Source organism: Brevibacterium sp. GP-SGM9 (assembly GCF_047300845.1).
GTDB lineage: Bacteria > Actinomycetota > Actinomycetes > Actinomycetales > Brevibacteriaceae > Brevibacterium.
Window position 1 is genome coordinate 3,627,978 of the sequence record NZ_CP178563.1, and the last position, 20,806, is coordinate 3,648,783.

A 20,806-nucleotide genomic window follows, 5' to 3' on the forward strand; every position below is an offset into this window, starting at 1 on the left:
CTGCGGGGCCTGAAGTGAGGTCTGAGGTGGGACGCGGCGTCTGTGTGTCGAATTTGGTCGCATTGCGCCCAAATATGACGGTGAGTGCCTAGCATGGCTACCAATGTTTGAGAAGACCGACCCTCGCCCCGACGGCGTTGCGCTCACCGAAGGACAAGACGTGATCAGCTCGAGAATTGCTGAGATCGGTGCCGAGCTCATCGATTTCCGCCGCGACATCCATGCTCACCCGGAACTGTCCTTCCAGGAGTACGAGACGACCGACAAGATCGTCGCCCGCCTCGAAGCCGCGGGGCTGAACCCGCAGCGCCTCGAGGGCACCGGAGTCGTCTGCGAGGTCGGCGAAGGCCCCGTCGCGGTGGGATTGCGCGCCGACATCGACGCCCTGCCCATTGATGACCTCATCGACGAGGAGTTCCGGTCGACCGTGCCCGGGGTCGCCCACGCCTGCGGCCATGATGTGCACCTGACCGGGCTCGTCGGCGCCGGCATCGCGCTGCAGCAGATCCACGAGACCACCCCCGGCGGCCTCGGCGGCCGGGTGCGTTTGATCTTCCAGCCCGGCGAGGAAGTCACCCCGGGAGGCGCCCTGCGCGTGATCTCCCAAGGCGTCCTCGACGAAGTCCCCGAGGTCTACGCCGTCCACTGCGATCCGAACGTCGACGTCGGCAGGATCGGTTCGCGCATCGGCGCCATCACCGCAGCCGGAGACACCGTCATCATCCGCCTCTCTGGTCACGGCGGACACACCTCCCGGCCGCACCTGACCGAAGACCTCGTCTACGCCCTGGGCAAACTCGCCACCGATCTGCCCTCGACCCTGGGGCGTCTCATCGACCCCCGGCATGCGATCTCCCTGGTCTGGGGTGAGATCAGCGCCGGACACGCCGCGAACGTCGTGCCCAGCGAGGGGATCCTGCGGGGCACTCTGCGCTGTCTCGACGTGGACGGCTGGAATCAGGTCGCCGAGGTGCTGCCCGAGCTGGTCGAGCGCATCGCCGGCCCGTACGGCGTCGAGGTCGACCTCGAACACCGCCGCGGCGTGCCACCGGTGGTCAACACCGAGGACCAGGTGGCGCTCATCGAGACCGCAGTGCGCGAGGAGCTGGGCGAGAACTCGGTCCAGCTGACTCCGCAGTCCATGGGCGGGGAGGACTTCGCCTGGTACCTCACTCACTGTCCCGGCGCGCTCGTGCGGATGGGCACCCGCACTCCCGGCGGCCACACCTACGACATCCATCAGGGCGATCTGCTCATCGACGAGAGAAGCGTCGAGATCGCGGCCCGCATCTTCACCGCCACCGCCCTCAAGGTCCTCGACCGCTCGTGAGGCACCCCCGCACCGCCCACTCAGGCTGAGCCGATAATCTTGGACGCATGAGAAGGAAGGTCACGTCGCCGGTGCTCGGCGCCAAGCTCGGCGCGGGCCTCGGTACAGGCCTCGGTGCAGGTCTCAGTGTGCTGAGCCTGCTGGCCCTGGCCGGCTGTTCGGTGGCCGCCCCCGAACCCGTCGAGGAGACGACCACCGGCTGCATGATCTCGGCACCGGCAGGATTCGACGATCACTCGGCCGGAGCACTCCTCCTCGAGGAGACCGAACTGGCCCGCTCGGCCGGACTGTTCTCCGCAACCTCGAGTCAGCGCGTCTCGAACTCTTCGGCCACCTCGGCGGCCCTCAAACGGATGAACGGGCAGGACTGCGCGCTGACCACGGTCATCGGACCCGGCGGCGCCGATGAGCTCGGCGCCCATGCCAAGGCCCACCCCGATTCCGTGTTCCTCGGTGTCGCCAGCGGGCATGAGGACTTCCCGGACAATGTGCTCAGCATCGACTTCGACCTCGTCCCGCCGGCCTACATCGCCGGATACATTGCGGCCACGGCCAGCGAATCCGGGGAGGTCGGTGCCGTCGTCTCCCGCGGATTCCCGCAGGCCGAGAAGATCCTCGCCGCCTTCGATGCCGGGGTCGAGCTCTACAACAAGGAGTCCGAGGACGACGTTGAGGAGGTGAAGTCCTACCGTACCTCCTCGACCTTCGACAGGACGGTCGACGATACCGAAGGAGCTGGGCGGGACTTCTTCGACGCCGCCCACGATGACGAGGTCGACGTGCTCGTGCCGTTCGGTTCGGCGGCGGCCATGGGCGTGGTGAACTCCGCGACCGAGACCCGCCTCGAGCAGACGACGGCCGAGCCGGACGAGGACGAGGGCGAAGACGCGGACCCGATCCTGCCGAAGATCATCTGGTACGGCACTCCGGGTGCGTTCAGCAAGACGATCATCGCGACGATCGAGCCCAACGTCCGGCGCGGCCTGCGCAGCATGTTCCCCGAATGGCCGCAGAGCAAGAACCCCGACGAGGTGGCTGAGGCCTCGAAGCAGACTCCCGAAGATCTGGGCGGATTCCTCGTCGCCGACCGCCACTACGAGGGCACGATCGACAACGGCGGGATCCGGATCGCGGCCGAGGACGGATTCCTCAGCAGAGTCTCCGACGCCGGTCGCAGCATCACCGATCTGCGCGAGCGGATCAAGAGCGGAGACATCGACCCGGAGAAGTCCTGAGGATTGCATGGGCGCGGGGAAGTCAGCGCTGTCATGTCCCGGCGATCCGATAAGCTGGGGCGGTGATGAATACTCCCGCCGGCGTCGCATCGGACGACCCGATCCTGCAGCTGCCCAAAGTCTCCCTACATGATCACCTCGACGGCGGTCTGCGCCCGGCGACGATGATCGAACTGGCCGAGCAGATCGGCCATGAACTGCCCGCCGGTGATGCCGAGTCGCTGGGACGCTGGTTCTCCGAATCGGCGAACTCCGGTGACCTCGTCCGCTACCTTGAGACCTTCTCCCACACGGTCGCACTCATGCAGACCCGCGAGGGCCTGGCCCGGGTGGCCAAGGAATGGGTCCTCGACCAGGTGGCCGACGGCGTGTTCTACGCCGAGGCCCGGTGGGCACCTGAACAGCACCTCGAAGGCGGACTCGACCTCGATGCGGCCGTCGATGCCGTCCAGGAGGGACTCGAAGCCGGAGTCATCGAGGCGTCCGCAGACGGCAAGTTCATCCGCGTCGGCCAGATCATCACGGCCATGCGCCAGGCCGACAATGCCATGGCGATCGCCGAACTCGCCATCCGCCACCGCGAGAAGGGCGCCGAATCCGGCGTCGTCGGCTTCGACATCGCCGGCCCGGAGAAGGGCTTCCCGCCCTCGGCACACCTCTCGGCCTTCAACGCCCTGCACCAGGCCTATGTGCCGGTGACGATCCACGCCGGCGAAGCCGACGGCAAGGAATCCATTCACGAGGCGATCACCATCTGCCATGCCCAGCGCATCGGCCACGGGGCCAGGATCGTCGAGGACATGGACATCGTCGAAGGCGAAGGACAGCTGGGCAGCCTGGCGGCCTGGGTCCTCGACCAGCAGATCCCGCTCGAACTGTGCCCGAGCTCAAACCTGCAGACCGACATCGGCGGCACTATCGCCACCCACCCGATTACCGGCCTGAAAGACCTCGGCTTCGCCGTGACCATCAACCCGGACAACCGGCTGATGTCGGGCACCTCGGTGACCCGCGAGATGCGCCTCCTCGTCGACGAGGCCGGATGGACGCAGACCGACCTCGAGTGGGCCACCGTCAACGCGATCACTGCGGCGTTCCTGCCGCTCGATGTGCGCGAGCGGATGCTCGATGAGATCCTCATCCCCGGATTCGCACGGGTGAACATTTGACGCAGAAGGGCAACGGCTCGGCCGATCGCGCTGGGGGAACCGGTGGCTCTGGGGACCCCGGTGGCACCGGTGGACCGGGCCGCGCCGGGGGAGCCGGTCGAGGGGGAGCCGGTTCAGCCGGTCCCGATGATCACGGCGTTCCCGCGCCGCGGGCCATGCTGCTCGTCGTCACGGTCCTCGGTGTGCAGGTCCTCGTGCTCCTCGGCTCGGCCGTGACCTTTGTCATCACGGCCTTCGGCACCGGCTCCCTGGCGGGGTCGCTGCTGGGCCTGGCCGTCATGTTCCTCATCTTCGCGGCCGGTGTGGCCGCCGCCGCACGCGGATCATGGCGGCTGCATCGTTGGGCGCGGCCCGCGGCGATCGCCTTCGAACTCCTCGTCATCGTCTTCGGACTCAGCGTTATCGGCGGCTCCCTGTGGTTGGGCCTCGGTTGCCTGCTCACCGCGATCGCCGTGATCATCGGCTACTTCCTGCCCCCGGTCGTCGACGCCTACAACCGGGCCCTGGCCGACTGACTTTCCGCGACGCAGGGACGCTGAGGATCAGCACGCAGGGGATCAGCTCTCCGGCGGATCCCAGCGCTGGGCGCGCTCGGCTTCAGCGGCCATGAGCCTCGGTGGGGCGAGGCCGATGAGCGTGTTGCGCAGAGCGATCAGCGGTGCGGATTCGAGCTGGAAGAGCGTGCCCAGGAGTCGTGACTTCGCCGCGATGGACTGCGTCCGACGCCGGCGCAGCCTGTCATAGCGCGATAGCACCTCGGCAAGGTCCTCGTCCGCGAGCTCCGATTCAGCCTGGGCGGCCAACAGCCGCGCGAGAGTCGCCGCATCTTCGAGCGCCTGACCGCCACCCTGCCCGAGGTTCGGCGTCATCGCATGGGCGGCATCGCCGAGGAGGACGATGCGACCGGTGTGGAAGCGCGGCAGGTGCGCCCCGAGGTCGGAGATCGGGGTCCGGCCGATCGCCTCGGCGGGTGTCGCCGCGATGAGGTCCGCGATGGGGGAGTGCCAGCCGGCGAACATCTGCTCGACCGTGGCCTTCTCATCGGCGAACACGGCGCGCTCGGGCATATTCGCCACCGCGAACCAGTACACACGGCCATCGGCCAGCGGTGCGATCCCGAAGCGGCGACCGCGTCCGACGGATTCCCCGGCCGCGCCTTCAAGATCCACCGGCACCGAGGTGATGCCCCGCCACGCGGAATACCCCGAGTAGCGGATCGGCACCTGCCCGACGACTACTTCGCGGATCCGACTGTGGAGTCCGTCGGCGCCGATGGTGAGGTCGAAGGTCTCGTCGGGTCCGTACCGGAAGGTGAGCGTTCCCTCGGGACTCGCCGAGGTGACCTCCGCCGAAGTGCGCACCGTGCCAGCGGGGAGGTTGTCGAGAAGGATCCTGTGGAGATCGGCGCGGTCGACGATGCGCAGTTCGCCCACGGAACCACTCGGCAGACGCGCAATCCAGCTGCCATCGGTTTTTCTCTGTCCCGCCGTGAGGGATTCGACTTTTTTGTCGGTGACCGTCTCGAACTCCTCGCGCAGTCCCAGGGCGTCGAGGGCGGTCAGTCCGTTGGCGAAGATCGAGAGTCCCGAGCCTCCTGCACGGACCGCCTTGGCGCGTTCGAACACTCTCACCTCGGCGCCGGCGCGGTGGAGTCCGACGGCCGCGGAGAGACCTCCGATGCCGGCTCCGACGATGCCGATCCTCATGCCCTCACCTCCGGTGCTGTGGTGTCTCGGTCCGCGACTGCGCCATGTCGCCTGCTCGCAGGCGATGCCAGAGCTACTGCTGCAGGTATTCTCCGCAGGCCTCGGTGAGGAAGTCGCCGGCGACTTCGCCCTCTTCGCCGAGGCTGATCGCCGTCATCTGGATGCCCCACCAGACCTGGGGTGATCCGCCCCACTGTGCCCGGAAGTCTTCGCGCTTATCGGGATCATCGGCGAGGTCGTCGGCGGCCAGTGAGATCCGGTCCTGGGCGTCGTCGGCCGTGCACCGCGCCTCGTCATCGGGGCTCTTCGGGTCGAGTTCGGGAATGTCCTCGTCGTCGACGGTGGTCAGTGTGTATGCCGAGCCGCCGATCTCCTCGACCTCGAAGGTGCCGTGGATGAGCAGGAACGGGGACTTGTCGGCATCGACGTTCTCGGCATCGACGGTGACGCTGACGCTGTCCGGGGAGTCCGCGGTCACGGTCATCTGACCGAAGTCGGGAACCTCGGGGTTGCCCGAGTGGACGTAGACCTTGAGGTAGGCCTCGGTCTTCTTCTCGGCCGCCTCGGCGAGGCCCTGCCACAGCGGATCGGTCTCCTTCGCACCGCCGGGGGAGGAGTCGACGACGGAGACTTCGGGGGCGTCGTCCGGAGTGGCGATCGGGGTGACCTCCTCCTCGCTCACGGACGGACGCGGCTGGGGGCGGGTGTCCTCGCCGGTCGACACACAGGCCGTCGTCGTGGCCAGCAGCGCGGCGGCGGACAGAAGGGCAAAGGGGCGAAGTCGCATGGTTCCTCGAGTGATCGTCGGGGGCGGTGACCGGGATCCGCGGATCCTCTTCTCAGACTAAAGGTCGCGAGCCCTCGGGCCTCGGCGGACGCGCTGAGACAGGGCTGATCCGACGCGCTTGGACCACAGCGATCGGACGCGCTGAGTCCGGAACGGCCAGTGGCGTGGGCGGATCCGACGCGCTGGACCGGCCCGACCGATGCGTGGGCGGGACCGAGGCGGTTCAGGAGTCGCGGTGCGCGGCGATGAGTTCGCGCAGGCCCGCCTTCTGTACTCCGGCCTCGTCGAAGTTCGCCTCGTCGAGCCACTCAAGGTAGGCGGCGCGCAGGGCCGGCCATTCGGAGTCGATGATCGAGAACCATGCGGTGTCCCGGTTGCGGCCTTTGACGATCATGTGCCGGCGGAAGAGTCCTTCGAAGGTGAAGCCGAAGCGTTCGGCGGCCCGTTTCGAGGGGACGTTCTCATCGTTGCACTTCCATTCGAAGCGGCGATAGCCGGTGGAGAAGGCGAGATCGGCGGAGAGGAACAGGGCCTCGGTGGCCGCGCGGGTCCGCGACAGGGCCGGACCCCACAGGATGTTGCCGATCTCGATGACCCCGTTGACCGCGTCGATGCGCATGAGCGCCTGGCGTCCCTCGGCGCGTCCGGTGGCACGGTCGACGACGGCGAAGAACAGGGGATCGGGGGAGGCGGCCGCCTCGGCGATCCAGGGATCGAAATCCTCACGCCGCGCCTGCGGTTCTTCGGGCAGGTAGCGGAATCGGTCCTCGACGCCTTCGGCGGAGGTCGCGGCGAAGAGGGCGTCGCCGTGTTGGGCCTCATCGAGAGGTTCGAGGTCGACATAGCGACCGTGGATCGTCTCGCGCCGAGGTGGCTTAACCCCGGTCCAGGTGCCGAGCTCGCCGTCCTTGCTGGTGTCGGTCATCGTCCGTCCTTTCGTCGAAGGTGCCGTCTTTCGTCCGTGGTGCGGAACCGGTGCCCCGCTGCCACGGCAGCCGCTCGTGCCGTCAGCCCTCGTCGCTGTCGAAGCCGGTGGAGAGCTCGCGCAGCAGGGACGCGAGCTTGCGTCGACCGGCCGGGGTCAGACCGTCGAGGATTTCGCGCTCCTTGACGAGCAGATCGGCCAGAGCCGAGTCGACCGTGGCGCGACCCGATGCGGTCAGCCGGACGAGCACGCCTCGGCGATCCCCTGGATCGGGCAGACGTTCGACCCAGTCGCGAGTGACGAGTCGGTCGATGCGGTTGGTCATGGTGCCGCTGGTCACGAGGGTCTCCTGGAGCAGCGTCGACGGCGAGAGCTGGTAGGGCTCCCCGGAGCGACGGAGAGCGGAGAGCACATCGAAGGCCCACCCCTCGATGCCGTAATCGGTGAAGCTCGTCTTCCGGGCCAGATCCAGCTGCCGGGACAGACGCGAGACCCGGGAGAGGATCTCCATCGGTGAGACATCGAGATCGGGGCGCTCGTGACGCCACGCTGCGACTATTCGATCGACCTCGTCCATGATCCGATTTTACGTCCAGATCAAGAATCTTGACGCCAAAGATACTTATTGACGAGAGATTCCTTACTCCTTCCAGGATTTGATCAGCACATTTGGAAGCTCGGGTGCCTTTGGGAATAAGGTGGTGCGTGGTTGTTGCATCCGTCAACGAACCTGCGGGGCCAAAAGACCCGGCAGCAGAAACGAAGGAATACACGTGGATCTTTTCGAGTATCAAGCACGTGACCTGTTCGAGAAGCACGGAGTGCCCGTGCTCAAGGCCCAGGTCGCGACGACACCAGAAGAAGCGAAGAAGGCAGCCGAAGAACTTGGCGGCGGAGTCGTCGTCGTCAAGTCTCAGGTCAAGATCGGCGGCCGCGGCAAGGCCGGCGGCGTCAAGGTCGCGAAGAACCCCGATGAGGCAGAAGCCCGCGCCAAGGACATCCTCGGCCTCGACATCAAGGGCCACATCACCGAGAAGGTGATGATCGCCGAAGGTGCGGACATCGCCGAAGAGTACTACTTCTCCGTCCTGCTCGACCGTTCCAACCGCACCTACCTGGCCATGTGCTCCAAGGAAGGCGGAATGGAGATCGAGCAGCTCGCCGTGGAACGCCCGGAAGCGCTCGCCAAGATCCCAGTCTCAGCCATCGATGGAATCGACGCCGTGAAGGCCGAAGAGATCGCCGAGGCCGCCGGCTTCGATGCCGACACCGCTGCGAAGGTCGCTCCCGTTCTGTCGAGCCTGTGGACCGTCTTCGAGTCCGAGGACGCCACCCTCGTCGAGGTCAACCCGCTGGTCAAGACCGGTGCCGGTGACATCCTCGCCCTAGACGGAAAGGTCTCTCTCGATGAGAACGCCGACTTCCGACACCCCGAGCACGAGGAGCTGCGCGACATCAGCGCGGAGAACCCCCTCGAGCTCAAGGCCAAGAAGCTCGACCTCAACTACGTCAAGCTCGACGGTGAGGTCGGAATCATCGGCAACGGTGCAGGACTCGTCATGTCGACCCTCGACGTCGTCGCCTATGCCGGTGAGAACCACGACAACGTCAAGCCCGCGAACTTCCTCGACATCGGCGGCGGCGCCTCTGCCGAGGTCATGGCCAACGGACTCGACGTCATCCTCGGTGATGACCAAGTGAAGTCCGTCTTCGTCAACGTCTTCGGCGGCATCACCGCGTGTGACGCAGTGGCCGACGGCATCGTCAAGGCCCTCGAGATCCTCGGTGATCAGGCCACGAAGCCGCTCGTCGTCCGCCTCGACGGCAACAACGTCGAAGAAGGTCGGGCCATCCTCGAGAAGGCCGCTCACCCGCTCGTCACCCTGACCGACACCATGGACGGTGGAGCCGACAAGGCCGCCGAACTGGCTGCTGCCAAGTAAGGAAAGGTCTTTACACCAATGTCTATCTTCCTGAATTCCGATTCGAAGATCATCGTCCAGGGCATCACCGGCGGCGAGGGCACCAAGCACACTGCGCGCATGCTCGCAGCCGGCTCGAACGTCGTCGGCGGTGTCAACGCTCGCAAGGCCGGCACCACCGTGACGCACACTGACAAGGACGGCAACGAGGTTGAGCTGCCTGTCTTCGGTTCGGTCTCCGAAGCGATGGAAGCCACCGGCGCCGATGTGTCCGTGGCCTTCGTGCCGCCGGCCTTCTCCAAGGATGCGGCCATCGAAGCCATCGACGCCAAGATCGGTCTGCTCGTCATCATCACCGAGGGCATTCCGGTCCAGGACGCCGCCGAGGTGTGGGCCCGTGCGCAGGCCGCAGACAATGCGACCCGCATCATCGGACCCAACTGCCCGGGCATCATCTCACCCGAGGCTTCGCTGGCCGGCATCATCCCCGCCAACATCACGAAGAAGGGCAAGCTCGGACTGGTCTCCAAGTCCGGCACGCTGACCTACCAGATGATGTACGAGCTGCGTGACCTCGGCTTCTCCACCGCCATCGGCATCGGCGGCGACCCGGTCATCGGCACCACGCACATCGATGCCCTCGAGGCCTTCGAGAACGATCCCGAGACCGAAGCCATCGTGATGATCGGCGAGATCGGCGGAGACGCCGAAGAGCGTGCCGCCGCCTACATCAAGGACAATGTGTCGAAGCCCGTCGTCGGCTACGTCGCAGGCTTCACCGCTCCCGAAGGCAAGACCATGGGCCACGCCGGCGCCATCGTCTCCGGCTCCTCGGGAACCGCAGCGGCGAAGAAGGAAGCGCTCGAAGCTGCCGGCGTCAAGGTCGGCAAGACCCCGACCGAGACCGCCGAGCTCATGCGCGAACTCCTCGCCTGAGGTCAGCCCTCACCGCATAGCGGCGCGCTCGGCGACAGCTGAACGTTCGCAGTAACCGCGCGGTCAAAGTGACAATGTGCAGGACTCTTTCTGGACAATTGCACTTTGACCGCGCGTTTGTATGTCCGCAGGCTTCGACCCCGCCGAGGTGCGGGAACGGATCAGGGTGAAACTGACCGGTCTTTGACCGTGGTGACCGGCGATCGGCGAAGTGGCGCTACGCTGAAGCTGTGAATGAGGACACACAGACAACAGCGCAGCCCAGCGGCGGCGAACCCAAGACCACGACACCGGCCGTCGACCCGACCCCGGAGGCGCACCCCCGCAACTTCGGCTCGGACAACTGGGCCGGCGCCCACCCCGAAGTCATCGCCGCGATCGCCGAGGCCAATGTCGGTCACACCCCCGGCTACGGCGGCGACCCTTGGACGGCACGGTTCCACGAGGTGATGAGGGGGCACTTCGGCCCCGATGCAGACTCCTTCCCCGTCTTCAACGGCACCGGCGCCAATGTGCTGGCCCTGCAGTCGGCGCTGCCCAGGTGGGCGGCCGTCATCACCGCCGAATCCGCGCACATCAATTACGACGAGACCGGAGCCCCGGAGAAGGTCGGGGGACTCAAGATCATCGGTGCGTCCACCCCCGACGGGAAGCTCACACCCGAGATCATCGAGGGCGCCGTCCTCGGCCGCGGCAACGAGCACAACGCTCAGCCGCTGGCCGTGAGCATCTCAGAATCGACCGAATGGGGCACGACCTACACGCCGGCGGAGATCAGTCAGATCGCCGACTTCGCCCACGACCAAGGCATGATCGTCCACGTCGACGGCTCTCGGCTGGGCAATGCCGCCGCCTACCTCGATACGGAGCTCGGATCGCTGACCACCGCGACCGGCGTCGACATCATCAGCCTCGGCGGGACGAAGAACGGACTCCTCGGCGCCGAGGCGATCGTCGTCCTCAATCCCCAGATCGGCCAGGGCATGCGCTTCCTGCGGAAGATGAACCTGCAGCTGGCCTCGAAGATGCGCTTCCTCTCCGCCCAGCTGGGCGCCCTCTACGATGGTGACTTGTGGCGGACCTCGGCGAACCACGCCAACGCCATGGCTCAGAGACTGGCCGAATCCCTCGCCGAGGTGGAGGCCGCCGGCCGTATCCCCGGACTGTCGGTGGTGCAGAAGATCGAGTCGAACGTCGTCTTCGTCCGTATGCCCGCCGAGGTGGCGGCGCGGGCGCGGCAGCGATTCGCCTTCGCGGACTGGCCCATGGAACGCGGCATCGTGCGCCTCATGTGCGCCTTCGACACGACTGCCGAGGACGTCGATGCCCTCGTTGCCGCGATCGCCGGCGACTGACGCTCGGTCCTGGTCCCAGCTTCAGGACGGGCCCGAGCGCCAGCCGGCGGCTTGGGAACGGTCAGTCTCCCTTGACGTTGACGAGCTGCCGCAGCGTGTGTCTGATCTCGACCAGCGGCGCCGCATCTGCCATCACCTGATCGATCGGCTTGTACGCCTGCGGGATCTCATCGATGAAGGCATCGGTGTCCCTGTACTCGATGCCGTCCATCGCCGTGCGCAGCTGCTCGATCGTGAACGTCTTCCGGGCCGCCGTCCTAGAATACTGCCGACCCGCACCGTGCGGTGAGGAGTTCAGCGACACGGGATCGCCCTTGCCGGCCACAACATAGGACGCGGTGCCCATCGACCCGGGGATGAGCCCGAGCCTGCCCTTCTCGGCCTCGATCGCACCCTTCCGTGACACCCACACACGCTTGCCGAAGTGGGTCTCCGACTGGGTGAAGTTGTGGTGGCAGTTGATGCGCTCGGCTTCGACGACAGCCTCGCCCATCGTCTCTGACAGCTGCCTGGCCACCCGATCCATCATCTCCTCGCGGTTGAGCAGGGCGAAGCGCTGCGCCCACTTCAGCGCTCTGATGTAGGCGGTGAACTCCGGGGTGCCCTCGACGAGGTAGGCGAGATCCCGATCGGGCAGATCGATCCACCACTGCTTGCACAGTCTTGTCGCGACCTTGATGTGGTGCGTGGCGATCTTGTTGCCGATGCCGCGCGAACCCGAGTGGAGGAACATCCACACCCGGTCGCCCTCGTCGACGGAGACCTCGATGAAGTGATTGCCTGACCCGAGGGAACCGAGCTGGTGTCTCCAGCGTCCGGCATAGCCCGCCGGGTCGAAGCCGGCCTTGTCCGCCAGCTCCTCGAGTTCGGCGATGCGCGGGGCCGCGGTGCCGACGATCTTCCGATTGTCGGCACCGGCCGAGGTCGGCACCGCCCGCTCGATCGCCTCACGCAGCCCGGCGAGGTCACGGTCGACCAGCTGAGACTTCGTGAACTGCGTGCGGACCGCGATCATGCCGCAGCCGATGTCGACACCGACGGCCGCGGGGATGATCGCCCCGAGCGTCGGAATCACCGACCCGACGGTCGCGCCCTTGCCCAGGTGGGCATCGGGCATGAGCGCGAGGTGCGGGTAGATGAACGGCATCCGTGCCGTCGTGTGCGCCTGCTCCAGGGTCTTCTCGTCGAGAAGGGTGGCCCAAGAGATCAGGCGTGAGTCCAGTTTCTCCATTGTCCTTTCCTTACATTCTGTACGGGTCCGAATGCCTCATCGCACAGAACTGGAAAGCCATGGCAGCGAGTAAGAGAAAGCCCCGGACCTATGAGCGGTGCGGGGCAGCTGACTTGCGCAGGGTCAGATGTCGCGCCACCGAAGGGTCGACTGATGAGCGGATTCGAATTGCTTCGATCCGCGAAGTTCGCGCACTGCGGCGAAAACGTCCATCGGTTGATTCCTTCGTGTCTATTCACTGCACCGAGGCGGCGCAGCCTCCGCGTCAGTTGACGCGGAAGTCTCGACTATACACCAACTGCGCCCGCGTGGACGCAGCTTCTGCGGGCCCTACTTCTTCTTCCGGTCGGCCTTGACCGAGACGACGGGGACTTCGGAGTCGAGGATGATGCGCTGAGCGGTCGAACCCATGATGAGTTTGCCGACGGGGGAGCGGCGACGCGATCCGATGACGATCATACGGGTGTCGTCGGCCGCCTCGGCGAGGGCCAGAAGCTCTTCGACGGGATCATTTCCGCGGAGGAACTGGAGGATCTCGTGGGAGACCTCGGAGGCCTGCAGGGTCGACTTGAGCTCGTCGATGTCCTTGTTCGTCGCCACACCGCGTTCGTCAGGGGTCTCGCCGATTCCGGCATTGAGCACGATCACGGTGTCATCGAAGGCGCGAGCCTGTTCGATGCCGAACGCGACTGCGGCCTTGCCTTCGGGCGAGGGGGAATAACCGACGAGAATTGTCATGATCTCTCCTGGTACGACATCGGACGAAGCACTCTCAATTAGTAGCACATCACCCGGGTCGCAGGTGGCATCGGTGCACCTCCGAGACGAAGGATCCGCGCGTCACTGACCGCTTACTGAACGATTGGTCGGCACTGGCTGAGAAGGAGTATGGTTACCTCCGGCACAAACTCAACTTGTCGTAGGGAAAGAAGAACAGCGCGTGGCTGAGAACAGACAGACATCCGGCGCCGGAACCGGCTCCACGGGGGCTCCGAAGTCCGAATGGCAGACGGTGAAGTCGATCATCGCGGCCTCCTCGGGCAACCTCGTCGAGTGGTTCGACTTCTACATCTACGCCTTCTTCAGCGTCTACTTCGCCGACCAGTTCTTCGTCGCCGACAACCAGGCGCTCTCCCTCATGCAGGCGGCCGGTGTCTTCTTCGTCGGCTTCCTCATGCGCCCCATCGGCGGTTACGTCTTCGGCCGTGCCGCGGACCGCCTCGGGCGCAAGAACTCCATGCTCATCTCGATTCTGCTCATGTGCGCCGGATCCCTGTGCATGGCGATCCTCCCGACGAGCGACCAGGTCGGTTCGTTCGCGGCCATCCTGCTCCTCATCGTCCGCATGATCCAGGGCCTGGCCGTCGGCGGCGAATACGGTGCCACCGCCACCTACATGTCCGAGGTCGCCACCGAAGGAAAGCGCGGTTTCTACTCCTCCTTCCAGTACGTCACCCTCATCGGCGGACAGCTGCTGGCCAGCCTGCTCGCTGTCATCATGACCCACACGCTGGGCACCGAGGACATCGAGGCCGGCTGGTGGCGACTGCCGTTCGTCATCGGCGCCGCTGCCGCCGTCGTCTCACTCTGGCTGCGCCGCGGACTCGCGGAGACCACCTCGGCGGACACCCGGAAGAACGAGAACTCGGGCAGCTTCCGCGAGGTGCTGCGCCACCCGCGGGCGTTCTTCGTCGTCCTCGGCATCACCTGCGTCGGCTCGCTCGTCTTCTACGTCTTCACCACCTACATGCAGAAGTACCTGCTGCTGCAGAACGAAGGCACCCCCGGCGAAGAGATCTTCAACAAGGGCTCGATCGCCGACCTGATGACCATCTGCCTGCTCATCTTCATCGTCATGCAGCCCATCGCCGGTAAGATCTCGGACAAGATCGGGCGCAAGAACAACATGCTCATCTTCGTCATCGGCATGATCGCCCTGCCGATCCCGCTGCTGAACATGATCGGCAAGGCCGAGTCCATCGTCACCGCCGGCATCCTCATCGTCGTCGCGATGGCGTTCATCAGCATGTACACCTCGATCTCCGGCATCGTCAAGGCCGAGATGTTCCCCGCCCACATCCGCGGCATCGGCGTCGGCTTCACCTATGCGATCGGCAACTCCCTCTTCGGCGGATCGGCCGAGTACGTCGCCCTGTGGTTCCGCAACGCCGGCATCGGCCCCTGGTTCGCCTTCTACGTCGTCATCATCGCGATCGGCAGCTTCGTCGCCGTGCTCTACATGCATGACAACCGCAAACACTCGACGATCGACAACGCCGGCTCCTCGGCCTACCAGCGCATCAAGGGCTGAACCGGGGAGATCCGAACGCGCCGAACGATGACATCGGCACTGTGGAGGCAGGCATCCGGCCAGTCCGATTAGACTGTTCGGATGCCTGCCTCTCTGCTGCCTCCTGGTTCCCCCGCCGCCGAAAGCAGCCGCGAGCTGGCGGCAGATCTTACCGACCGTCCCGGCCTGCCGCAAGCGCGGCTGCTGGCCGAATACGTGCTCGGCCGCCGCAGCGGTGACCTCGATGTCTCGGGTCGGGACACGGAAGGGATGTTCATCGACGCCGAGGCGGCCGCCGAGGTTCCGCACGAAATCCTCGTCGTCGATGACGCCCAGGGCCTGCAGTCGGCGCTGCTGAGCGAATTCGTCGAGGTGAGGACGTACAACGACCGCATCGATGAAGCGCGCAGGGTCGCCGAGGTCGCCCCCAACGCCGAGGGGGTCGAGCGACTCTCGGACCTCGGTGCGCGAGTGACCGCGGCTGCACCGACAGACCGCGAGACCTGGGCGGTCGTCAACGCTCCGAAGGCGATGAACTCCCTGGCCGAGACCCTCGCCGCCCTCCAACCGCACGTGTCCACGCTCATCGTCATCGGCCGCAGCGAGACGATGAGCAGAGCGATCAACAAGGAACTTGCGCGCGGCTTCGCCCGGGTCGACGTCTCACCCGGAGTCGGCAAGCATCGGATGATCATCGGCAGCCGGCCTCTGTCCTCACCGAGCCTGTCCCGTTTCCCCAAGGCCGGGCGCATCGACCACCCGGCCACCGGGCCGCTCGAGGTGTGCGCCCATGGTGCCTGCTTCTCCGGGGTGAAGAACGACGAGGGTTCGGCGCTGCTGCTCGAGGCCCTGGCCGCCGAGGTGGCCGCCGGCGGGTTGACCCCCGACTCGGTGCTCGATCTCGGCTGCGGCAACGGCTGGCTGCTCAGTGCGGCCCTGCAGGTCACCGGGGCGGACACGGGAGTCGGGGTGGATGTGTCCAGGGCGGCGGTCGCCTCGGCGCGGGCGACAGCGGAAGCCAACGGTGCTGTGGAGCCGCAGGCGACCGCAGAGGTCGCTGCCGCGGCGGAGCCGAACACCGTTGATATCGTCCTCGGGGACGCCGCGGGCGACTCCGATCCGGCCGTGACCGGTCTGGGTCCCTTCGACCTCATCCTCCTCAACCCGCCCTTCCACCAGGGAACGACGATCGAGACGGACACCGCCGAAGACCTCATGCGCACCGCGGCCGCCCACCTGGCCGAGGGCGGACGCGTGCTCACCGTGTTCAACACCCACCTGCGCTACAGGGACCGCCTCGACACTCTCATCGGCCCCAGCGAGCAGCTGGCCCGGAATTCGAAGTTCACGGTCATCGCCAGCCGGCGGGGATAGCCGCAGGCCCGTCTCACACCTCCGGTTCGGCAGCCCCCGGCACGACCAGCCCCGATTCGTAGGCGAGGACGACCAGCTGCGAGCGGTCACGGGCAGCGAGCTTGACGAGCAGTCGGCTCACGTAGGTCCGCGCAGTCTCCGGGCTGATGAACAGGTGGGCGCCGATCTCCTGATTCGACTCCCCACACCCGACCCGGGTGAGGACCTCCCGTTCGCGCTGTGTGAGAGTCTCGAGGAGCTCGGGGCGCAGGGTATGTTCCTGCATCTGACTCAGCCGTTTCAGAACGGTGTTCGTCACCGCTGGTGAGAGCATCGAATCTCCGGCGGCGACGGTGCGGATCGCCCGGCGCAGCTCGGTCGGCGAGATGTCCTTGAGCAGGTAGCCGCTGGCTCCGGCGGCAATCGCCGAGACGATGTCCTCATCATCGTCGAAGGTAGTGAGCACGATGACCCTGACCCCGGACAGAGCCGGGTCCGCCGTGATCTCCCTGGTCGCGGTGATCCCGTCCATGACCGTCATGCGAATGTCCATGAGCACGACGTCGGGACGGTGCTGGCGGATGTGGCTGAGCCCGGCTCTGCCGTCGGCCGCCTCGGCGAGGACGTCGATATCGCCGTCGTGGACGGCCAGCTGACGCAGGCCCGTGCGCACGAGCTCCTGATCGTCGACGAGGATGATCCCGATCATTCCGGCAGCCTCCTCGGCACTCGGGCTTCGAGTCTGAATCCCTGGCCCGGCCGCGCCGAGGTGGTCAGTCGCCCGCCCATCAGCCTGACCCTCTCGCGCATGCCCGGCAGACCGTATCCGCGGGATTGGGGTTCCCGGCAGTCACCATTCCCGCCGTCACCAACCCTGCCGTCACCGTCACCGTCACCGTCACCGTCACCGTCGCCGTCGTCGACGACGGTGACGAGCACGTCGTTCCCGTTGACGCTGACGGCAACGTCGACCGTCTCTGCGTTCGCGTGTCTGAGCACGTTCGTGACGCCCTCCTGAATGATGCGGACGATGACGGTTTCGACCGGAGCGGGGACCTCACCGGTCTTCACGTCGATGCGGGAGTCGACCTGGAGACCCGCGGTGCGAGCGCGTTGAAGGAGGACGTCGATGCCGCCGAGGTCGAGCGCCATGGTGGTGTCCTCACCCTCGGTGCGCAGCAGCCTGACTATCGACCGCAGTTCGGTCAGCGAGGCGGCGGCCTCGGTGCGAACCCGCTCAAGCGCCTCGGCCGCATTCTTCTGGCGCACCTCGTCGGCAAGCGCTGCGCGAGTCGCATCGGCGTCGCCGCCGCTCTCGAGCGCCTCGATGCCGACATTGGCATGGAGGGAGATCACGGACAGACGGTGGCCGATGGTGTCGTGGAGGTCCCGCGAGATCTCCGCACGTTCGCGCTGCCGGCGGACATCGGCCTGATGGGTCAGCCGCTCGTCCTGGAGTCGGAGCACCTCGGTCTGCCCGGCGACGAATCGGCGGTGCGTGGCCACGGCATAGCCGAGAGCGACGGCGGCGGCGAGGAGGGCGATCGTCGACAGCGATTCGGCCCCGAGCAGCCTGCCCAGCGGCAGAGAGTCATCGCGGATCCGGAAGGCGGTGGCCACAACGACGACGATGGTGCCCGAGATGATAGCAAACCGGGTCAGCCCCACCTCGGCGAGGGAATACAGGGCGGCGACCACGGGCAGGGCCACCCCGATGGGGGTGAGATCGAGACTGTAGTAGGCGAAGGTGCCGAGCACGCTGAGCACGGCCACGGTTCGGGGCATGCTGCCTCGCAGCAGCAGAATCGCGCCGAAACCGGCGGCGAAGACAAAGGACAGCGGTCGGATCGCGGCGTCCGCATCGGTCTGGGCGAGGGCGATGATGAGGCTGAGCGCGACCGCGACTGCCACGCCCAGGATGATGTCGGTTCTCCGCGGTGCCATCCCACCAGCTTAGGGATCGGAGACCGGCTTGGGCAGGCCCCGAGGCGGATGGCGATGTCGCTTCTCGACGTAGCCGCAGTCTCAGGCCGGGTCGAATCGCGCCTTGAGCACCTCGGCCGTCGCACCGATCCCGGCCGCGGCCACTTCGCGTGGGGTGCCGGCGGCGACGATCCGACCGCCCTCGGGACCCGGGCCGGGGCCGATGTCGATGAGCCGGTCGGACCCGGCGGCGAGCTCCATGTTGTGATCGGCGATGAGGATCGTATCGCCCTCGTCGACGATCTGACGGAACAGCTGCCCGAGCACCCGAGCATCGTCGGGATGGAGACCGTTGGCCGGTTCGTCGAGGATGAATAGTGTCGACTCGCGTGTCTTCCGTGCCCGCATCACGGCGGCCAGGCGCAGGCGCTGGGCCTCACCGCCGGACAGTGTCGCCGAGGTCTGGCCGAGGAGGAGCCCGCCGAGGCCGACCCTCCGCAGGATCTCGAAATGCGCCTCCAGGCCCAGCCGATCGGCGAACACGGAGGCGGCTGCGTCGATGGAGAGACCGAGCACATCTGCGATCGTCAGGTCATCGACTCTCACCTCGAGGGTCTCCGGGGTGAAGCGCTGACCTTCGCACTCCGGGCAGGTGCCGCTGGCCGCGGGCAGGTGGACGAGGTCGATGGTGATGATCCCCAGTCCCTCGCAGCGCGGGCAGCGACCGCGCGCCGTGTTGAAGGAGAACTGGGAGGAGGTGAAGCCGCGAGTCCGGGCGAGGTCGGTCTTGGCGAAGAGGCTGCGGATCTTGTCGAAGATGCCCAGATACGTGCCGATGACCGACCGGGGTGAACGGCCGATCGTCGACTGGTCGAAGCTGACCACCCGGTCGAAGGCCTCGAGCCCGCTCGCGCTCGCCCCGGTCAGACCGCTCGCGCTCGCCCCGGTCAGACCGCTCGCGCCCGCTCCGGCCAGACCGTGGCGGTCCTCGGCGTGGGCTTCGGCCTGCCCGTCTTCGTCGCCGTCGAGCGGGGCCGCCCCGGACCGGCGCGCCAGCGCGGCGACCGAGCGCAGGATCGAACTCTTTCCGGCCCCGGAGACTCCGGTCAGCGTCGTCAGCGCGCCGACGGGGAAGGCCACGTTCAGATCGTCGAGGGTGTTCGCGGAGAGGCCCTCGCAGCGCACCCAGGTCTCGAAGTCCTGCGGCGGGCGCCACGGATCGGTCGGGGCGGCATTGCGCAGCCGCACCGCCGTCGAGCTCTCACCCTCCAGTGCCTTCGCGACGGGACCGGAGAACATCAGCTGCCCGCCCTGTGCCCCGCCGCCGGGACCGAGTTCGATCACCCAGTCGCAGCGGCGGACGATCTCCATGTCGTGTTCGACGAGGATGACGGTGTTGCCCGCATCGCGCAGGGCTTCGATGTGAGTGAAGAGGTGATCGGTGTCCTGGGGGTGGAGACCGGTCGAGAGCTCGTCGAAGACGTAGACCATGCCGTGCAGGCCGCTGTGCAGGTGGGCGGCCAGGCGCAGACGCTGGAGCTCCCCGGGGGACAGGGTCGCCGCCGAGCGGCTGGGCGGCAGGTAGCCGACGCCGAGGCGCTCGATGACGTCCGTGCGCTTGTCGAGTTCGTCGAGGAGGACCTGGGCGGCCTCATCGGCGGCGCCGGTGAATCGTTTCGCATCGCTGGGCCCGGCCGCGAGATCGGCGGTGATCGAGTGGTGGACCGTCCGGGCCAGATCGGTGAGGCTGCGCGCGGCCACCTCGGCGATGTTCGCGCCGTCGATGGTCACCGCCAGAGCCGCGGGGTTGATGCGGCTGCCGTGGCAGTCGGGGCAGGTCTCGTTGCTGAGGAATTCCTCGGTGCGTTCGCGCACCGTCGCACTGCCGGTGGTGACCATGGTGTCGAGGAGGTAGCGGCGGGCGCTGCGGAACTTGCCCGTGTATTCGCGGGCGACGTGGTCGGCGATGTCTTCGGGCTTGACCGTCACCGAGGGCGTGTCCTCGGTGGTCAGCAGCCAGGTTCGGGTCTCTTCGGGCAGGCGGTCGAAAGGGATGTCGACGTCGATGCCCATGGCTTCGACGAGGTGTCGGAAGTTCCGGCCCAGCCATCCTCCCGGCCAGGCGGCGATCGCGCCTTCGCGGATGCTCAGTGAGCCGTCGGGCACCGCCGCGGCGAGGTCGATGTCGTGGATGCTGCCTTTGGCTGCGCAGGTCGAACATGCCCCTTCCACGGTGTTCGGGGAGAACGCCGAGGCGAGCAGTCGTCCCTGGCCTTCGGGGTAGTCGCCGAAGCGGGAGAAGAGCACTCGCAGCAGGTCCGAGACCTGGGAGAGGGTGCCGACGCTCGAGTTCTCCGGTGGGGTCGTCACCAGCTGTTTGACCGCGATCGCCGCCGGCAGGCCGGTGATCCGGTCGACCTGTGGGGCGGCTACCGCGCCGAGCAGGTGGCGGGTGAAGGGGGAGACGGATTCGAGGTAGCGGCGCTGCGCCTCGGCGTAGATGGTGTCGAAGGCCAGCGACGACTTTCCCGAGCCGGACACTCCGCAGATGCCGATGAGCTGCCGGTGGGGGAGGGAGACCGAGAAGCCGGTCAGATTGTGCTCATGGGCACCGACGATGTCGATCTGCTCGGTCATGCCTGAC

Annotated in this window: 18 protein-coding genes; 9 read left to right on the forward strand and 9 right to left on the reverse strand. The window is 66.7% G+C overall.

Translation table 11 applies throughout. From position 1 onward, the window contains the following. Positions 1 to 103: 103 nt before the first annotated feature. From ACH82I_RS16210 to ACH82I_RS16225, 4 genes are all read left to right on the forward strand, one after another. On the forward strand, positions 104 to 1,330 hold the full coding sequence (locus ACH82I_RS16210; RefSeq protein ID WP_413334105.1) for an amidohydrolase: 1,227 nt from the start codon (positions 104 to 106) through the stop codon (positions 1,328 to 1,330). 47 nt (positions 1,331 to 1,377) lie between these two features. Continuing rightward, positions 1,378 to 2,565 carry a BMP family ABC transporter substrate-binding protein gene (locus tag ACH82I_RS16215; RefSeq protein WP_413334107.1) on the forward strand — a complete coding sequence of 396 codons (1,188 nt, stop codon included), beginning with the start codon at positions 1,378 to 1,380 and terminating at the stop codon, positions 2,563 to 2,565. A gap of 65 nt (positions 2,566 to 2,630) precedes the next feature. After that, positions 2,631 to 3,734 carry an adenosine deaminase gene (locus ACH82I_RS16220; RefSeq protein ID WP_230745180.1) on the forward strand — a complete coding sequence of 368 codons (1,104 nt, stop codon included), beginning with the start codon at positions 2,631 to 2,633 and terminating at the stop codon, positions 3,732 to 3,734. Next, positions 3,731 to 4,249, forward strand: a complete 519-nt coding sequence (locus ACH82I_RS16225; protein ID WP_413334108.1) for a hypothetical protein — start codon at positions 3,731 to 3,733, stop codon at positions 4,247 to 4,249. Before ACH82I_RS16220 ends, ACH82I_RS16225 begins: the two co-directional genes overlap by 4 nt. 42 nt (positions 4,250 to 4,291) lie before the next feature. On the opposite strand, the gene ACH82I_RS16230 is transcribed toward ACH82I_RS16225, so the two are convergent. From ACH82I_RS16230 to ACH82I_RS16245, 4 genes are all read right to left on the reverse strand, one after another. Beyond that, positions 4,292 to 5,440 (reverse strand): FAD-dependent monooxygenase, encoded by a 1,149-nt coding sequence (locus ACH82I_RS16230; RefSeq protein WP_413334110.1) that lies wholly within the window; start codon positions 5,438 to 5,440, stop codon positions 4,292 to 4,294. A gap of 73 nt (positions 5,441 to 5,513) precedes the next feature. Further along, positions 5,514 to 6,227 (reverse strand): hypothetical protein, encoded by a 714-nt coding sequence (locus tag ACH82I_RS16235; protein ID WP_413334112.1) that lies wholly within the window; start codon positions 6,225 to 6,227, stop codon positions 5,514 to 5,516. A 223-nt stretch (positions 6,228 to 6,450) separates the two neighbouring features. Then, positions 6,451 to 7,152, reverse strand: coding sequence for a GNAT family N-acetyltransferase (locus ACH82I_RS16240; protein WP_413334113.1), 702 nt, complete (start codon positions 7,150 to 7,152; stop codon positions 6,451 to 6,453). Between the two features lie 82 nt (positions 7,153 to 7,234). Next, entirely contained in the window at positions 7,235 to 7,729 is a 495-nt protein-coding gene (locus ACH82I_RS16245) for a MarR family winged helix-turn-helix transcriptional regulator (protein WP_413334115.1), read from the reverse strand. A 196-nt stretch (positions 7,730 to 7,925) separates the two neighbouring features. Between ACH82I_RS16245 and sucC the strand changes: the two genes are divergently transcribed. The 3 genes from sucC (at position 7,926) to ACH82I_RS16260 (ending at position 11,365) form a co-directional block, all read left to right on the forward strand. Then, positions 7,926 to 9,095, forward strand: coding sequence for an ADP-forming succinate--CoA ligase subunit beta (gene sucC, locus ACH82I_RS16250; protein WP_413334117.1), 1,170 nt, complete (start codon positions 7,926 to 7,928; stop codon positions 9,093 to 9,095). A gap of 18 nt (positions 9,096 to 9,113) precedes the next feature. Next, complete coding sequence (gene sucD, locus ACH82I_RS16255) at positions 9,114 to 10,010, forward strand: succinate--CoA ligase subunit alpha (RefSeq protein WP_413334118.1); 897 nt, start codon at positions 9,114 to 9,116, stop codon at positions 10,008 to 10,010. A 230-nt stretch (positions 10,011 to 10,240) separates the two neighbouring features. Continuing rightward, positions 10,241 to 11,365, forward strand: a complete 1,125-nt coding sequence (locus tag ACH82I_RS16260) for a threonine aldolase family protein (RefSeq protein WP_413334120.1) — start codon at positions 10,241 to 10,243, stop codon at positions 11,363 to 11,365. A gap of 61 nt (positions 11,366 to 11,426) precedes the next feature. Here the strand turns inward: ACH82I_RS16260 and ACH82I_RS16265 are convergent, their stop codons facing one another. Beyond that, positions 11,427 to 12,596: an RtcB family protein gene (locus ACH82I_RS16265; RefSeq protein ID WP_413334122.1), complete on the reverse strand. Its 1,170-nt coding sequence runs from the start codon at positions 12,594 to 12,596 to the stop codon at positions 11,427 to 11,429. 330 nt (positions 12,597 to 12,926) lie between these two features. Further along, positions 12,927 to 13,334, reverse strand: a complete 408-nt coding sequence (locus ACH82I_RS16270) for a universal stress protein (protein WP_230744915.1) — start codon at positions 13,332 to 13,334, stop codon at positions 12,927 to 12,929. Positions 13,335 to 13,536: 202 nt separating this feature from the next. Here ACH82I_RS16270 and ACH82I_RS16275 point away from each other — a divergent pair, with 202 nt between their 5' ends. Continuing rightward, entirely contained in the window at positions 13,537 to 14,907 is a 1,371-nt protein-coding gene (locus ACH82I_RS16275; protein WP_230744916.1) for an MFS transporter, read from the forward strand. 81 nt (positions 14,908 to 14,988) lie between these two features. Then, entirely contained in the window at positions 14,989 to 16,260 is a 1,272-nt protein-coding gene (locus ACH82I_RS16280; protein WP_413334125.1) for a class I SAM-dependent methyltransferase, read from the forward strand. A gap of 13 nt (positions 16,261 to 16,273) precedes the next feature. On the opposite strand, the gene ACH82I_RS16285 is transcribed toward ACH82I_RS16280, so the two are convergent. From ACH82I_RS16285 to ACH82I_RS16295, 3 genes are all read right to left on the reverse strand, one after another. After that, entirely contained in the window at positions 16,274 to 16,948 is a 675-nt protein-coding gene (locus ACH82I_RS16285; RefSeq protein WP_413334127.1) for a response regulator, read from the reverse strand. Beyond that, positions 16,945 to 18,183, reverse strand: a complete 1,239-nt coding sequence (locus ACH82I_RS16290) for a sensor histidine kinase (protein ID WP_413334129.1) — start codon at positions 18,181 to 18,183, stop codon at positions 16,945 to 16,947. The genes ACH82I_RS16285 and ACH82I_RS16290 overlap by 4 nt, the downstream gene beginning before the upstream one ends. 81 nt (positions 18,184 to 18,264) lie before the next feature. Further along, positions 18,265 to 20,799 (reverse strand): ABC transporter, encoded by a 2,535-nt coding sequence (locus ACH82I_RS16295; RefSeq protein WP_413334131.1) that lies wholly within the window; start codon positions 20,797 to 20,799, stop codon positions 18,265 to 18,267. Between the last annotated feature and the right edge of the window lie 7 nt (positions 20,800 to 20,806).